This window comes from Longicatena caecimuris, from assembly GCF_004341945.1.
GTDB classification, from domain to species: domain Bacteria; phylum Bacillota_I; class Bacilli_A; order Erysipelotrichales; family Erysipelotrichaceae; genus Longicatena; species Longicatena caecimuris.
This window is the reverse complement of record NZ_SMBP01000015.1, coordinates 19007-32796: the sequence shown is the minus strand read 5'-3', so window position 1 is coordinate 32796 and position 13790 is coordinate 19007. Positions and strand designations below refer to the sequence as shown.

The 13790-nt window shown below is 40.1% G+C and carries 16 protein-coding genes; 1 reads left to right on the top strand and 15 read right to left on the bottom strand.

The genetic code is table 11. From position 1 onward, the window contains the following. Positions 1-32: 32 nt before the first annotated feature. The 6 genes from EDD61_RS09285 to rlmH form a co-directional block, all read right to left on the bottom strand. Positions 33-788, bottom strand: a complete 756-nt coding sequence (locus tag EDD61_RS09285; protein ID WP_008690427.1) for an ABC transporter ATP-binding protein — start codon at positions 786-788, stop codon at positions 33-35. Continuing rightward, positions 772-1656 carry an ABC transporter permease gene (locus EDD61_RS09280; protein ID WP_117547882.1) on the bottom strand — a complete coding sequence of 295 codons (885 nt, stop codon included), beginning with the start codon at positions 1654-1656 and terminating at the stop codon, positions 772-774. The genes EDD61_RS09285 and EDD61_RS09280 overlap by 17 nt, the downstream gene beginning before the upstream one ends. Positions 1657-1681: 25 nt before the next feature. Beyond that, entirely contained in the window at positions 1682-2671 is a 990-nt protein-coding gene (locus EDD61_RS09275; protein ID WP_008690425.1) for an ABC transporter substrate-binding protein, read from the bottom strand. A 497-nt stretch (positions 2672-3168) separates the two neighbouring features. Further along, positions 3169-3765 (bottom strand): enhanced serine sensitivity protein SseB C-terminal domain-containing protein, encoded by a 597-nt coding sequence (locus EDD61_RS14105; RefSeq protein ID WP_243642713.1) that lies wholly within the window; start codon positions 3763-3765, stop codon positions 3169-3171. Then, positions 3765-4250: an SseB family protein gene (locus tag EDD61_RS14100; RefSeq protein WP_243642712.1), complete on the bottom strand. Its 486-nt coding sequence runs from the start codon at positions 4248-4250 to the stop codon at positions 3765-3767. Before EDD61_RS14100 ends, EDD61_RS14105 begins: the two co-directional genes overlap by 1 nt. 14 nt (positions 4251-4264) lie before the next feature. Then, a complete protein-coding gene (gene rlmH / locus EDD61_RS09265) occupies positions 4265-4741 on the bottom strand; it encodes a 23S rRNA (pseudouridine(1915)-N(3))-methyltransferase RlmH (RefSeq protein ID WP_008690423.1) in 477 nt (158 codons plus the stop codon). Positions 4742-4835: 94 nt separating this feature from the next. Between rlmH and EDD61_RS09260 the strand changes: the two genes are divergently transcribed. Next, positions 4836-5672: a type II secretion system protein gene (locus EDD61_RS09260; RefSeq protein WP_132225119.1), complete on the top strand. Its 837-nt coding sequence runs from the start codon at positions 4836-4838 to the stop codon at positions 5670-5672. Positions 5673-5769: 97 nt separating this feature from the next. On the opposite strand, the gene EDD61_RS09255 is transcribed toward EDD61_RS09260, so the two are convergent. The 9 genes from EDD61_RS09255 to rpsF all read right to left on the bottom strand — a co-directional run bounded on the left by EDD61_RS09255 (position 5770) and on the right by rpsF (position 13425). Further along, the gene (locus EDD61_RS09255) at positions 5770-6858 is read right to left on the bottom strand and encodes a S1C family serine protease (RefSeq protein ID WP_008690419.1); all 1089 of its coding nucleotides are present in this window, start codon (positions 6856-6858) and stop codon (positions 5770-5772) included. Further along, entirely contained in the window at positions 6855-7613 is a 759-nt protein-coding gene (locus EDD61_RS09250; RefSeq protein WP_008690417.1) for an MBL fold metallo-hydrolase, read from the bottom strand. The genes EDD61_RS09255 and EDD61_RS09250 overlap by 4 nt, the downstream gene beginning before the upstream one ends. A gap of 21 nt (positions 7614-7634) precedes the next feature. Then, on the bottom strand, positions 7635-8981 hold the full coding sequence (dnaB, locus tag EDD61_RS09245) for a replicative DNA helicase (RefSeq protein WP_008690414.1): 1347 nt from the start codon (positions 8979-8981) through the stop codon (positions 7635-7637). Positions 8982-8989: 8 nt separating this feature from the next. Beyond that, positions 8990-9436, bottom strand: a complete 447-nt coding sequence (rplI, locus tag EDD61_RS09240; protein WP_008690412.1) for a 50S ribosomal protein L9 — start codon at positions 9434-9436, stop codon at positions 8990-8992. Then, a complete protein-coding gene (locus tag EDD61_RS09235; protein ID WP_132225117.1) occupies positions 9414-11405 on the bottom strand; it encodes a GGDEF domain-containing protein in 1992 nt (663 codons plus the stop codon). Before EDD61_RS09235 ends, rplI begins: the two co-directional genes overlap by 23 nt. After that, entirely contained in the window at positions 11383-12318 is a 936-nt protein-coding gene (locus EDD61_RS09230) for a DUF2232 domain-containing protein (protein WP_132225115.1), read from the bottom strand. Before EDD61_RS09230 ends, EDD61_RS09235 begins: the two co-directional genes overlap by 23 nt. A 71-nt stretch (positions 12319-12389) precedes the next feature. Next, a complete protein-coding gene (gene rpsR, locus EDD61_RS09225; protein ID WP_008690406.1) occupies positions 12390-12620 on the bottom strand; it encodes a 30S ribosomal protein S18 in 231 nt (76 codons plus the stop codon). A gap of 21 nt (positions 12621-12641) precedes the next feature. After that, positions 12642-13109 (bottom strand): single-stranded DNA-binding protein, encoded by a 468-nt coding sequence (gene ssb / locus EDD61_RS09220; protein ID WP_008690405.1) that lies wholly within the window; start codon positions 13107-13109, stop codon positions 12642-12644. Positions 13110-13131: 22 nt separating this feature from the next. After that, on the bottom strand, positions 13132-13425 hold the full coding sequence (gene rpsF, locus EDD61_RS09215; protein ID WP_008690404.1) for a 30S ribosomal protein S6: 294 nt from the start codon (positions 13423-13425) through the stop codon (positions 13132-13134). Positions 13426-13790: the final 365 nt, after the last annotated feature.

Genomic DNA, 13790 nt, shown 5'->3' with positions numbered 1-13790 from the left:
TATTCCATTTTCTTCCATATACGATTGTATAATTAAACGAAATCATACATATTCAACAAATCATCTACTGATGTTTGCCGGCGTTCTTCACCTTCCAGGACCTTTACGATTTTTCCTTCATTTAAAATAATCGTCTTATTGCCATATTCCAATGCCTGTTTCATGTTGTGTGTAATCATAAGCGTCGTAATATGATGCTCTTTCACCATACGCTCTGTGATGTCCATCACTTGTTTGGCCGTTTTCGGATCTAAAGCCGCTGTATGCTCATCAAGCAGTAATAATTTCGGTGTTACGATGGTTGCCATTAAAAGCGTCAAGGCCTGTCGCTGACCACCGCTGAGCAGTCCGACATTTGTTGTAATACGCTCTTCCAAGCCCAAGCCTAAAGATGCTAATTGTTCAAGAAAGAATTTACGGTCTCCTTTCTTGATAGCCTTACTTAACGTCGTACGTTTTCCTCGGCTATATGCCAGTCCCAGATTTTCTTCAATCGTCATATGGGGAGCCGTGCCTTTCATCGGATCTTGAAATAAACGCCCAATCACTCTGGCTCTTTTATATTCGGGCGCATAAGTGATATCCTGACCATCCAAGATGATTTCTCCTGCATCACATTCCAACGTACCACTGATTGCATTTAATAAGGTACTCTTACCGGCACCATTTGTCCCTAACACACTGATGAAATCACCATCATCTATATGGAAAGATAAATGATCCAAAGCAATGCGTTCATTACTGGTGTTTGGATAAAACGTAACACATACATCATTTAAGTCCAGCATGTTTTCTTCTCCTTTTCTTTCCTTTTACATATGGCAATGAAATAGCAAGCGCCACTAATATTGCTGAGAATAAGTTTAAATCACTTGCGCCAATGCCAAATTGCAGAGCAAAGGTTAAGATAAAGCGGTAAACAATAGCACCGCTGATGACTGCCGCAAATTGAAACGGTAATGTCTTTTTACGGAAGAAGGCCTCACCGACAATAATACTGGCAAGACCGACCACCATCATACCGACGCCTCCACTGACATCCGCAAAGTTTTGATACTGTGCAAAGATACCTCCCGCAAAAGCCACAAGCGCGTTCGCTAACGTGATTCCCATGATTTTCATCGCATCGGAATTAATGCTGCTTGCCCGCACCATAGCCTCGTTATCTCCCGTGGCACGAAGACTCATACCAAGCTGTGTTTTTAAAAAGGCATACAGTAAGATCATCAGGAATAATAGTATCACAAGAATTACGAAAGCTTTGGTATTTGCGCCAAAGATTCCCTTTAACGGAGTGAAGATCGTCGTTTTTCCAAAGATCGAAATATTAGGCTGACCGCCCATGATCTTCAGATTTATGGAATACAGTGCCGTCATTGTCAAAATGCCTGCTAACAATGGCTGTATGCGACATTTCGTTTGTAAGATGCCGGTAATTCCACCTGCCATGGCGCCTAACACAAAAGCCATGAAAACACCGAGAAACGGATGCCCCATTTGCGCGATGATTGCCGATATTGCACAACCAGTCGTAAAGCTTCCATCAATGGTCAGATCCGGTATATTTAATACCCGAAACGACAGAAAGACACCCAATGACATAATGGAGAAAATCATCCCTAATTCAATTGCGTCTTGCAAAACAGCTAATGACATGCACTTCATCCTCTCTTTAAATTGCTTATTCGCCCTTCATCATAACCAGATTCTCACGGTTTTTCACCGTATCCGGTAACTGGATGCCCAAGGCTTTTAACGTATCTTCATTGATATAAGTGTTTAAATCATCTTTAAATACTTTTACCGGGATATCCGCAACCGCTTTTCCTTTTAAGATTTGATCCACCATTTTCGCGGTTTCTTTTCCCAAGTTCGTATAATTAATGCCGACCGTCGCAAAGCCTCCATCACTTACCATGGAGTCCGCGCCTGTATATACCGGCACTTTTTTCTTATTTGCAGTTTCAACCAATGCGGTGATGGAACTTGCCACCGTATTATCATTGGGCGCAAAAATCGCATCGCATTGATCGGTCAATACCGAAATGGCACTTTGAATTTCACTGATATTTTTACCACTGCCTTCCACCAATTTGATATCGTGTTGCTTACAGAATGCTTTCGCTTTCTTTAGGTTTGATACCGAATTTGCTTCACCGCTGTTATAAATAAAACCAAGTGTTTTCATGGATGGATCGATTTCTAATGCTAATGCTAAAATCTGATCAACTTGAATTTCATCACTTGTTCCTGTGATATTTTTATCCGGTTTCTTTAAATCCGTGATCAAGCCGGCACCAATCGGATCACTGACAGCAGAGAAGACAACAGGAATATCCTCACTGTAATTTGCCGCCGTTACCGCTGTTGGCGTCGCTATCGCTACGATTACATCGCTGTTATTACCGGCAAAGGTTGATAATATAGAATTTAGCGTATTTTGCTGATTACCGGCATCTTTAAATTCAAGCTTAATATTTTCTCCATCTTTATACCCTAATGCTTTCATTTCTTCTTTAAAACTGTCACGAATTTCATTTAATGATTTATGCTCTACAATTTGGGCAACGGATACAGTGGGCACCTTTTCATCCTTGCTACTGTTGCCACATCCTGCTAACATCGTTGTTCCTAAGACAGCTGCAGCTGCCATCTTCAATAATTTTTTCATATAAGTTTCCCTTCCTTTTCACATTGTGTTTTATCTTTTCTTCTTGTACGTTATGGTTATAATGTATACACCATCGCCATTCTTCTGCGTTTTTTAACACAATGACCACCTCCCTTTATCAAAAAAAGCATCCGTCCTAAAAGTCCTCTGACTTCAGGACAGATGCTGTATCATTCATCTGCGGTACCACCTGATTTGGTGTGTTTGTTACTTTCACACCCACCTCATTCAAAATGCAATAACATTTCTAGCCTGATAACGTTGGCATACGTCTTGGATACTAAGCTCCCGCGTTTCCCCTTGCCCTCCAGAGTCCATTTACAAAACGGCATCGCTATCCCTTTCCAGCTAATGGGACTCTCTGTAAGCACCTATCTTGTTTTATCTCTCTGTCTTTGGTTTCTTCTAGGATACACCTCTTATTTGCATATGTCAACATTATTTTTCAATATAATTTCTGAAAACATTTTCATTAATGCTGCTTAACTTTCTTATTTTCATTTACCTGACAAAAAATAACCTTTTTTAAAATCCTCTGGATGATCTTTCATAAGAATCCCATAATGACTGCCATATCGTCCGGTATCATTCACTTTTGCGACTTTCACTCTTTCTCTGCCATACTCAATTCCTTGTACACAACTAGTAAACAGCCTTTCCCTTTGTTCATTCAAACAACTAATCTCACCATTATCAGAAAGCTTTCCATGCAATACCTTTACACCTACGACACAGCGTCCATCTTTCAGATGGAAACATTCTTCAATAACAGCTAAGAAAGGGATGTCCAATTTCTTATAAAACATCTTTTTATAAAAAGGTTCTGTTTTTTCTGCCACATGAATGCCCAATTCACTATGAACAGCAACGAAATCTAAATACATCCCTTTTAAATGCTTTCTACCGGCATCTGCTAATTGATCAAACACATCCTTAAGGTTCGTCGCATCTGCGTCTACTGCAACGACATAACTTTGTTGTTCCTCATATATCATCAATTGTAAATATAGTGCTTGAATCATTTTATCTTTTTTCGCATAGGCTTTCAAAGCCGCTTTTAATTCCTTGGGCTCTTTCGCAGGTTCTCCTATCATCACATGTTCCTGGGCATGAAGCACGCGCTCTCTATGTCCTTTTCTCTGATTTCCTTTTGTTCCTTTAAAGAAAGAACCAATTCTTTTGGATAGACGATATTCATCCCGTATGGATCTACGACAAATCCTTTTATTTCTTTACTCTGAATGATAATCTTAGCATAATCATCGAACGTGAACGTCAAGGCATGCATCCTATCTTTGTTTGGATATTTCTGCATCTCTTCTCCACTTGTAAATGCCATAAAATATTGATCGCCTTTTGTTGTCGCAAGGGAGGGAAACGTAAACGTCGTTTTTTCATCCAATATTTGTTTCCCATCTGCACCTTCTTTAAGTTCACCGTGAATTACTACTGGCATTAAGAATTTCACCTGCATTAATTCATCATACATATGATTTTCCGATTCCGGTGTCTGCACTTCGCGCAGAACCTGAACACTGTTAAGAAAATCTTGTGCATCTGTTTTAAACTGTTTGTTCATTTTCAAGTTCTCCTTTATTTATGATATGGGTTATGATGTAAGATCATATAAGCACGGTAAAGCTGTTCCAGCACCAAGACGCGTGTCATTTGATGCGTAAAGGTTAAATCTGATAATTTCCAACGCCAATTCGCTCTGTCGATTACCTTTTTACCAGGCCCTAAAGAACCGGCAATCACAAAGGTAATATTACTGGATTGATAAGTCTGTAACTTTTCTATTTTATCAGCCAAGGTTTCACTGTTTATCATCTCACCCCATAGATCAAGCAGAATCACATATTCCTGATCTTTTATTTTTGCTAACAGACGTTCTCCCTCTTTTTCCTTCACCAATGCATTTTGTGCTTCACTATTTGCTTGCGGTGCGATTTCATCATTTACTTCTATAATCTCTAATTTGGTAAAGGGCCGTAACCGCTTTTCATATTCAGCAATTTGTGCCTTCACAAATTTCTCTTTGATTTTACCGACGGCAATTATTTTTATCATGCGTGTTTTCCTTTCCAATAAAATAAATTTTTAATCTTTTCCTTACATGTCTTCCAAAATATGATACCATAAAATAAGTAAAGGAGGAAATCTAATGCGAAAGAAGAGGCAAGGATTCACCTTAATAGAAATTATTGTAGTATTAGTCATTCTGGGAATTTTGCTGGCCATTGCCACGCCTTCTATACTCGGCTATGTTCAAAAAGCAAAAGATTCCCGCCTGTTGCAAGAAGCCAGACATGTCTTGGTAGTTAGTAAAGACTATGGTTTACGACTGCACATGAAGGAAGAATTACAAAAATTGTCGACGGATGAAGTCATGGAAAAGATCATGAAAGATGCCGAAGTAGAAGGCGAATTGCTGGAAATTCATCTAAATAAAGCGCAAGATAATGCCGGTGATTTTATTGTGAAGATTGAAGATAAGTATCTTTCTTACAATGATGAAAAACAGGAATTTACCTTTTTAAAGAGCTATGATAATGCTTTTGTGAAAGCCAATAAGATTATAAAGCAATTGCTAAATCAAGATAAAGAAGCTTATCAGATCCTGTATTCGTATTATTATAAAGCCGATCAAACGCCGAATAAAACCGGTGCTCTTGATAGTGAAGGGCCTAATTTCGGCTCCAAGATTCGTGCCGAATTAGAGAAAAACGGAATCGATGCAGATGCATATAGTTTTCGTATATACAACGATAACAACAATTGTAAAATAACTATTGCGACAAGGCGGATTACCATAGCAGATGCCCATCAGCAGCAAATTGACATCGTGCAGTATGATTATGGAAAAGGCGGTAAGTTTCATACCGAACCGACCATCAAGAAAGGAAAAGTTCCCGTTGTAATTAAAAAAACTGAGGATCAAAGTACCCACCAACAAGTTACGTATCCAGTCCTTGATGTAGAACATGCCACTTGGGAATAAGCACCATTGCAAGGACACTTTGTTTGCTATACACAAAAAAAGCAATCTACGCATGAACATTTGATTTTACTGTTCTTCGTAAGATTGCTTTTATAATTTATTTTAATGTAACTTCCTTTGTTTTCTCTTTACCATTGTGTTCATAGACAAGTGTTACCTTATCACCGACTTTTTTACTGTAAAGATATTGACGGAACTGCTTAACATCGTTTACCTTTTTCCCATCAAATGCTAACAATACATCCCCAACTTGAATGCCGGCTCTGGATGCCGGTGAGTTACGTGATACATTCACGATGAATAAGCCTTCATCTTGTTGAATGGAGATGCCCAAATATGCTCTTTCAAATGGCGAAAGTTGTTCCAATGGCGCTACACTGATGCCTAAAATCGGACGTACTACTTTGCCGTTTCTTTCCAACTGTGAAATAATCGGAAGAACCTCATTAATCGGGAGTGCAAAGCCGAAGCCTTCCACAGATTCGTCTGAAATTTTCATCGAATTAATGCCAATTAATTCACCGGCCATATTGATCAATGGACCACCGCTGTTGCCGGGGTTAATAGCGGCATCTGTCTGTAGGACATTCACATCCCAATCCGCGACTCCATTATTATCAATATCCATTTCCATACGACGATCGACACCGCTTATCAAGCCACCAGATACACTTCCCTGATATTCAATGCCTAATGGACTTCCCATGGCAATGACATATTCGCCCTTTTTCACTAAAGAAGAATCGCCCATGATAAAGGATTCTGCCTGAAAATCGACCTTTAGTTTCAATAAGGCCAGATCCGTCAGCTTATCCATACCAACGATTTCACTTTCCACGGATTTGCCATTCGCAAAAGTGACCGTCATCACATCCCCGTTTTCTACCACATGATTGTTGGTGATAATATAAACGGTTTTATCTTCAACTTTATAAATTGCCCCACTGCCGGTTCCGATTGTTTGCCCACGTGATGAGGCTGTAATGGTTACTACCTTATTCTCACTTTGTTCAACCAGTTTTGTCACATCGCTTGTGACATTCACACTGGCCTGTTTGATGTTGTTTGTAGCAGTCGTTGCATCTGTTTGCGGCACCGTTTCCTGTTTCAGCTGAAACACCTGAATGGTGAGTAAGACATTCCAGCCAAGCAGGGCTACCAGAATAAAGGCAACAAAACGTTTCATTCCTTTTTACCTCCATTTCCACTTACATAAATGGAAAACTGATCTGCAGGATATAAGCGCATATGCTCACGATGTATTTGTTTTTTATCGAAGGTCTGTTGTAATGTCCGTAATGCCATATCACGCGTATTTCCTTCTTGTGAGATATGGGCAAGTACGATTTCTTTTGTCGTTTCTTCTGAAATGACCTCGCTTAATATGTTCGCACTGTCTTCATTACACAAATGTCCATAATCATTAATGATACGCTGTTTGACATAAACCGGACGTGACGTCTGCATCAGCATTTCAATATCATGATTACTTTCAAAGACATAATAATCAGCATCACGAATATAATCCTTAACTTCCTTTTTAATATACCCGGTATCTGTCACATAAACCATTTTTTCGTTTTCACATTCTATGACATAGCCGACAGTGCCCTCACAATCATGGCTCATGGGTAAAACGGTGATATGAAAATCCTTAATATCAAAGCTTTCAAAAGGACGTATGGCATGCAGATGATCGGTTGCGATGTCTTGTGTCGCATAGGTATCAATGGATTGAAACATCTTCATTTGTGATACATGATCGGTATGCGTATGGGTAATCAGAATCGCATCGGATGATAAATGATCATATTGCAGACGCTCAAAACAGGCTTTCAGATATTTGCGGGTACTTCCACAATCAATCACCAGTTTTGTATCGTTATGTTTAATCAGGCAGCAGTTCCCTTTAGAACCGCTTGCCAAAAGCGCAAACTTCATAAATGTTTTACCGTTTCCCTTCTAATAGCTGTCTCTGGCAATGTTAAAGAAAGCCGATATGGATTTCTGAAAGGCCAGTTCCACACGCCCGGTAGCACCGTTACGATGCTTTGATATATCAACATCGGTCTTATCGGTTGCATTCGTGTTCTCTTCTTCTTTATCTTTATTATAGTATTCATCACGATACAGGAAAATGACAATATCGGCATCCTGCTCGATTGCTCCTGACTCACGTAAATCGGATAACATAGGATGCTTATCCGGACGTGTTTCAACCGAACGTGATAACTGTGATAAGGCAATGACCGGACATTGCATTTCACGAGCAAGTTGTTTTAAGGATCGACTGATTTCAGAAATTTCTTGCTGTCGGTTATCTCCACCGCTACGGCCACTGCCACTGATTAACTGCAAGTAGTCAATCACGACTAAGTCTAAGCCATGCTCACTTTTCAGCTTACGGCATTTGGAAAAGATTTCTCCGACCTTGATATTTGAACTATCATCGACAAACAGCTTGCTTGCCATTAATTCATTAGCAGCTTCATTTAGTTTATTAAATTCTTCATCCATCAGATTACCGCTTCTTAATTTACTGGATTCCACAGCACTTTTCGCACTCAGGATACGTTTCATCAGCTGTTCAGCAGGCATTTCCAAGGAAAAGATGGCAATCGCTCCCGTGTTATAAAAAGATGCATTTAATGCCAGATTCAGCGCAAAAGCGGTCTTTCCCATGGCTGGACGAGCCGCCAAAATGATCAAATCGCCTCTTTGAAAACCATTCGTAATACGATCAAGATCCGTATAACCGGTCTTGATGCCGGTAATATGAGAATCACTGTTGCGCAGTTTGATCAGCTCCTGCATAACATCGGAAATGACAACACGACTGCTTTTAAAATCCGTTGCTTTGCGATCTCTTGTTACATTTAAAATATCACGCTCAGCTTTATCCATAATATCGTCTAAAGAACTTGCCGTGTCAAAACCTTCCTCGGCAATTTCCTGTGCTGTTTCTATTAAACGGCGCAAATGTGCACGGCTTTTAATAATTTCAATATAATACATACTGTTGGCCGCAGATATTGCGGTATCACTCAATTTGATGATATAGTCAGCACCGCCAACCAAGTGTAATTGTTCAATATCCTGCAAACGGGCAATCAGTGTCGTTACATCGACCGGTTTTCCACTATTGGTAATATCCATCATGGCAGAGAAGATCCGCTGATGAATATCGAGATAGAAATCCGAAGGCTCTAAGCCCTGATCATATACAACGCCGCTAACGCTGGGATATACCATCATCCCGCCAAGGATGGCTTGTTCCGCTTCATTACTATGCGGTAATTCTCTGCTCATACTGCCTCCTAACCGTTCACATGAACACGTATTACACCGATAACTTTATTCTTATATAAATCGACTTTCACATCGGTATAACCTAAAGAAGTAATGGCATCGGTATCGATAAACTTACGCTTTTCAATTTTGATAGCATGTACACGCTGTAACTGTTCTACGATTTGTTTGGTTGACACACTGCCAAATACTCTTCCGCCTTCTCCTGTTTTTACATGAAATTCCAAGGTAATTTTCGTAAGTTTTTGTTTTAATGCTTGGGCATCTGCTTCTTTTTGTTTTTCTTCTAAATCATGCTGCAGATTTTGTTCATCTAAGATTTCCATACTTTTTTTGGTGGCGAGCACAGCCAGCTTTTTATTTAACAGGAAGTTACGGCCATAACCGTCACTAACTTCCACGATTTCACCTTTTTTACCTACTTTTTTCACATCACTTAGCAGTATTACTTTCATCCTTTGTTTCCTCCTTGTTTTCTTCTATATATTCATCAATCTTCTTTTTCAATTCTTCTTTCAACGCTTTTACACTCGTATCCTTGCGTTGTAAAGCCGCGGCATTAAAATGTCCGCCTCCATGCATCTTTTCCATGATCACCTGGACATTCACAACACCCTTACTGCGCGCGGAAACGCCACATTCGTTCTCATTAATACGCGCAATAACAAAACTTGCCTCGACACCTTTGATTTCCAGCATACTATCAGCTGCTTGCGACATCAACGTACGGTTGACTTGGGCATCTTTTTCCACTGCGGCAATGATGATATTATCCGCATAGGTCTGTGAATAATTCATTATTTCCGTCTTCGCCGCAAAATCGCGGAAGTCTTCTTTTAGCATATTTTCTGCTGCTATCGGATCAATGCCAAGCTTTTTCAGATATGCTACAGATTCAAAGGTACGGCTTCCGGTACGATTACGGAAACGATTCGTATCGACTAAAATACCGACATACATCAACGTAGCTTCTTCCTCACTCAGATTTACGCGATTGGTCTGATATGGCAGGAATTCGGCTGCTAATTCACAAGTGGAACTGGCACTTGTTTCTACATATACTAATAATGGATTTCCGATAAAATCTTCACTTCTTCGATGATGGTCAATCACAATGATGCGATTGGCAGCTTCCAATGTCAACGGTGCGCCGGTTTGTTTGGGATTATTATGATCGACAACAATCAGCAAGTCTTCATCTTCGATCATTCTGGCAGCTTCCTCATCTTGTAGAAAGCGATGGCGCCCATTGAAGATATCTTCATATTCCGTTAAAGCTTGCGCTAATTGCGGTTCTATTCCTGACGATTGCGAAACGATATAGCTTTCTTTATTATAAGCAGTTGCTAAACGTGACATGCACAAAGCAGCCCCCATACAATCAAAATCCATATCCCGATGCCCAATCACGAATACCCGTTTTGCCTCCATGATCGCCTCACGAATAGCCTGTGACATCACGCGGACACGAACTTTTGAACGTTTTTCCCTAGCTTCACTGTTTCCGCCATAATATTTTACACTTTCTCCATATTTTTTCACAGCGGCCTGATCACCACCGCGACTCTGCGCCAATTCCAGCAAATCACTGATCATCGTATCCAGTTGGGCAAAGTCATCCGTGCCACGTGCAAAGGCCATACTCAAGGTGATAGAAACATCGATATCCTCAGCATTTTTACGAACTGTATTTAAGATTGCAAACTTATCTTCAACGACTTGCTGATATATTTTTTCATTTAAGACAACCAAGAAACGATCACTGCGCAAACGACGAATCAGCATGCCATATTTATCTGCCCACTCAACCAATGGCTGACGCAGACAAGTATTGATCTGAGCCATCTTGGTTTCATCCTCATATTGTTGAATTTCCATGTAATTATCCAGTTGCAGCAGTCCTGCGACAATACCATCTTCCTGAAATTTTTCGGATATCCTTGCAAACTCGGTAATATCTTTCACAAATAATACTTGCCCGTTTTCTTTACGAGTTATTTCATAAACATATTCACCATCATGTGCGGTAATACTGTCAACTTCTCCTTGAAAAAGTTCTGTGATATCGCCAATCCAGCTGGTAAGCTTCTTTCCAACGATATTCACACCGCGCTCTTGCAACAATTCACTCATCCAGGTAGCGCAGTATTGCTCATCATATGTGATAATACCCATTTCTCCTATTAAAAGGGCATCCTTTGCATCATGTCCAAGAATTCTGGATATATCGATATCTCGCTGTTCTCGATCACTTTCAAACCAATAGACGACCCAGATGACAACCAAAGAGTTGATAATCACCAAAATCAGCATCGGTAAAATTTTAACGCCTTCAATATCCGCCATAAATAAGGCAAATAAGGCAACAAACTGTGCCAGTATGACGATTCCAATCTGTACCTTAATGTTCTCCAGACGTTCCATGTACCACACCTCGTTTCAGTACTTCTAACCATATGCCACGCAGATCGACAATCATATCCAAAACACCGATGATAGCAATTGCACCTTGTACATATGGCAGAAACATGCCTATGATGACAAATAATAAGAAGATGCGTTTACGAAACAACAATAGGATACAAAGCAAGGTCATAACACCATAACCGATTGCAAAGATTCTCGCTGCTCCATAGACACCTAGTAATAGCCCATAGACATCTTGGTTTAATTTTAGCACATTTCGCACTAAAAATAGAACCCATATCATTATTATTGTATATCCGACACTTTTGGGAACCTTAATTTCAAAAATGCTCTTCATTGCTCTTGTTTCGATATGCATGCGTTTTAATACGACATTGGCAATCATATGAATGCACATTGTCTGTAAAACCGTCATTAAGATCGCACTGCCAATCACAACATACATCACGATTTTGGCAAGTGGTATCCCAATATCAATATGCATGAAGTCTAACAGCATCTTCACCATTTCCACATCTTCCGCCGGATCATAGCCAAACATTGCCGCAAATAATACGGTAGTAATCAGATAAGAAACAAACGTGAATATCCCTGTCCAAAGTAACAGTGTTCCATTCTTCCATTTCTTTCTTATCCCGGCACCATAAACGATGCCTACTACATCACAGCTAAACAGATAAAAGATCGTTGTCGGAGCGGCAATCATAAAGCTTAACAGAACCATACTGATGGCAGGAACGCATGCACTTTTTACTCCATAGCGTGCGGTATACATTAAAATCGGAAAGGTTAAGACCCAATACATGACCATTTCTAGCATACCAGCTAATTGACGGTTGATAAATAATAGCATACCGACAATCGCAACCATCATCGCGCCTTCCGTCATCTTTTTTGTTTGATTGTTCATAAGTGCTCCTCCTTTCTTAAGAGAAAAACCCCCATCTGCCAAAACAGCTGGAGGTTTCATTAACACGAATATTATTCGCTTACGTAAGGCAGTAAAGCCATCTGACGTGCACGTTTGATAGCAGTAGCCAGCATACGCTGATATTTTGCGCGTGTTCCGGTTACACGTCTAGGGATGATCTTTCCGTTTGCGGAAATAAATCTTTTTAATAATTCAACATCTTTATAGTCGATGTATTCGATTTTGTTTTTTGTGAAATAGCAAACTTTCTTGCGTCCCATACGCTGTTTCTTGAAAGCCATAGTTTATCTCCTTTCTACCAATTAGAATGGTAAATCATCACTGGCGATATCCAATGTATCGCTGGATGCAAAGTCACTGGAGTAGGACGGTGATGCATTATCGCTCTGATAGCCTTGATTTCCTGCATCATAATCAGGTGTGTAAGCATTAACGGCTGCAGCACTGTTGGTTCCCTTAGGCTCCAAAAATTGAACAGAGTCTGCGACAACTTCGGTCACATAGACACGTCTTCCACTCTGGTCGTCATAGCTGCGTGTCTGAATTCTTCCTTCCACTCCAACTAAGCTTCCTTTATGCGTGAATTGTGCCGTATTATCAGCAACTTTATTCCAGCACACACAGTTGATAAAATCCGCTGTCGGCTGTCCTTCGGTCTTAATTCTGCGATCACATGCTACAGTAAAGGATGTTACGCTGGCTCCTGTTCCAGTCTTACGTAAAACCGGATCCTTTGTCATGCGTCCTACTAATACTACACGGTTGATCATTGTCCATCATCCTTCCTGTTTCTTATTCTTCGTCCTGTGTTTTAACGATCATATAACGTACGATGTTGTGGTTGATACGTGCTAAACGATCAAATTCGTGAATACCTTCATTGTTAGCAGTCACATTGATAACAACATAGTAACCTTTGTTCATGTGTTTGATTTCATATGCGAACTCTTTTACGCCCCACTCGTCTACCTGATCGATAGTTCCGTTGTGGTCAGTGATGATCTTATGTAATCCATCCATCACTTTCGTGCGTGCTGCGTCTTCTAAAGATGCGTTCACAATGTACATGATTTCGTATTTTTTCATTCTGTACACCTCCTCATGGTCTCATGGCCCTGCCTCATGTGCAGAGCGGGGAGTAGAGATTTCTACCCGTTTATTGATTATAGCATTGTTGCTTTTGAAATGTAAAGGGATATTTTAAAGTTTTCGTATTTTCTCTTCTTGGATCATCTCATGTCACGCTCAAACGATACCCTTTCTTTCTCGAAGCGTTCCTCATGGCTGCTCACTTAGACTTCCACGCTATCTAGCCTCATTCTCTTCCCCTTAGATAAATCCTTTTTTATCATCGATAGAATTCACTAAAATTTTACCTTTTTTTGCTTATTTATAGTATGATATATAGAAAGATACTCACTCAATGATCGAAATGATGTATAGGCAGGAGG

What these genes read in the sequence shown, in the direction of transcription:
- EDD61_RS09230 (WP_132225115.1), bottom strand. Translation starts at nt 12,318, where the DNA reads ATGAACAATCAAACAAAAAAGATGACGGAAGGCGCGATGATGGTTGCG.
- ssb (WP_008690405.1), bottom strand. Translation starts at nt 13,109, where the DNA reads ATGATCAACCGTGTAGTATTAGTAGGACGCATGACAAAGGATCCGGTT.
- rpsF (WP_008690404.1), bottom strand. Translation starts at nt 13,425, where the DNA reads ATGAAAAAATACGAAATCATGTACATTGTGAACGCATCTTTAGAAGAC.
- EDD61_RS09285 (WP_008690427.1), bottom strand. Translation starts at nt 788, where the DNA reads ATGCTGGACTTAAATGATGTATGTGTTACGTTTTATCCAAACACCAGT.
- EDD61_RS14105 (WP_243642713.1), bottom strand. Translation starts at nt 3,765, where the DNA reads ATGATAGGAGAACCTGCGAAAGAGCCCAAGGAATTAAAAGCGGCTTTG.
- EDD61_RS09275 (WP_008690425.1), bottom strand. Translation starts at nt 2,671, where the DNA reads ATGAAAAAATTATTGAAGATGGCAGCTGCAGCTGTCTTAGGAACAACG.
- EDD61_RS09235 (WP_132225117.1), bottom strand. Translation starts at nt 11,405, where the DNA reads ATGGAACGTCTGGAGAACATTAAGGTACAGATTGGAATCGTCATACTG.
- rlmH (WP_008690423.1), bottom strand. Translation starts at nt 4,741, where the DNA reads ATGATAAAAATAATTGCCGTCGGTAAAATCAAAGAGAAATTTGTGAAG.
- EDD61_RS09260 (WP_132225119.1), top strand. Translation starts at nt 4,836, where the DNA reads ATGCGAAAGAAGAGGCAAGGATTCACCTTAATAGAAATTATTGTAGTA.
- EDD61_RS09250 (WP_008690417.1), bottom strand. Translation starts at nt 7,613, where the DNA reads ATGAAGTTTGCGCTTTTGGCAAGCGGTTCTAAAGGGAACTGCTGCCTG.
- dnaB (WP_008690414.1), bottom strand. Translation starts at nt 8,981, where the DNA reads ATGAGCAGAGAATTACCGCATAGTAATGAAGCGGAACAAGCCATCCTT.
- rpsR (WP_008690406.1), bottom strand. Translation starts at nt 12,620, where the DNA reads ATGGCTTTCAAGAAACAGCGTATGGGACGCAAGAAAGTTTGCTATTTC.
- EDD61_RS14100 (WP_243642712.1), bottom strand. Translation starts at nt 4,250, where the DNA reads ATGAACAAACAGTTTAAAACAGATGCACAAGATTTTCTTAACAGTGTT.
- EDD61_RS09280 (WP_117547882.1), bottom strand. Translation starts at nt 1,656, where the DNA reads ATGTCATTAGCTGTTTTGCAAGACGCAATTGAATTAGGGATGATTTTC.
- EDD61_RS09255 (WP_008690419.1), bottom strand. Translation starts at nt 6,858, where the DNA reads ATGAAACGTTTTGTTGCCTTTATTCTGGTAGCCCTGCTTGGCTGGAAT.
- rplI (WP_008690412.1), bottom strand. Translation starts at nt 9,436, where the DNA reads ATGAAAGTAATACTGCTAAGTGATGTGAAAAAAGTAGGTAAAAAAGGT.